Genomic DNA, 558 nt, shown 5'->3' with positions numbered 1-558 from the left:
CCCCTGGACCGCCCCCTGCTGCGCGCCCTCCGCGACCCGCACTGCGGCCTGGGCACCGGCTGGCCCAGCTGGGTCTGGTCCGAGACCCCCTGGCTCGTCCGCCGCCTCCCCGCCACGCTGCGGCTGCGCATCAACGAGGCCGCCCTCGGCCCGGCCGGCGCCTGGTGGCTGCGGGAACGCTGCGAGGAGCGGGTACCGCTGCTGCTCGCCCGTCGACTGCGCGCCGCGCACGCCCAGTCCGGCCGCGTCCGCCTGGAGACCACCGCCCCCGACGGCGGTACCGAGACGTACGTCACCGACCACGTCATCGCCGCCACCGGCTTTGTCCCCGACCTCGACCGCCTGACCCTCCTCGACCCCGCCGCCCGCTCCGCCCTGCGTACCCTCGGCGGCGGCCGCGCACCGGACCTCAGCGCCGGGTTCCGCTCCAGTCTGCCCGGGCTCTACTTCGCCGGACTGCTCGCCGCCCCCGCCTTCGGGCCCGCCATGCGCTTTGTCCACGGCGCCACCTACACCGCCGAACGCCTCGTCCACTCCGTCCGCCGCGCCACCCCGTCC

General features: G+C 77.2%; 1 protein-coding gene. It reads left to right on the top strand.

The genetic code is table 11. The features are described 5' to 3' along the window. Positions 1 to 558 (top strand): NAD(P)/FAD-dependent oxidoreductase (locus tag FNX44_RS28465; RefSeq protein ID WP_500274218.1); only part of this gene is annotated, 558 nt, incomplete at both ends.

The sequence above is a fragment of the Streptomyces alkaliterrae genome (assembly GCF_007097205.2).
GTDB classification, from domain to species: domain Bacteria; phylum Actinomycetota; class Actinomycetes; order Streptomycetales; family Streptomycetaceae; genus Streptomyces; species Streptomyces alkaliterrae.
Note: the sequence above shows the minus strand (reverse complement) of the source record. Positions and strands in the feature narration are given on the sequence as shown.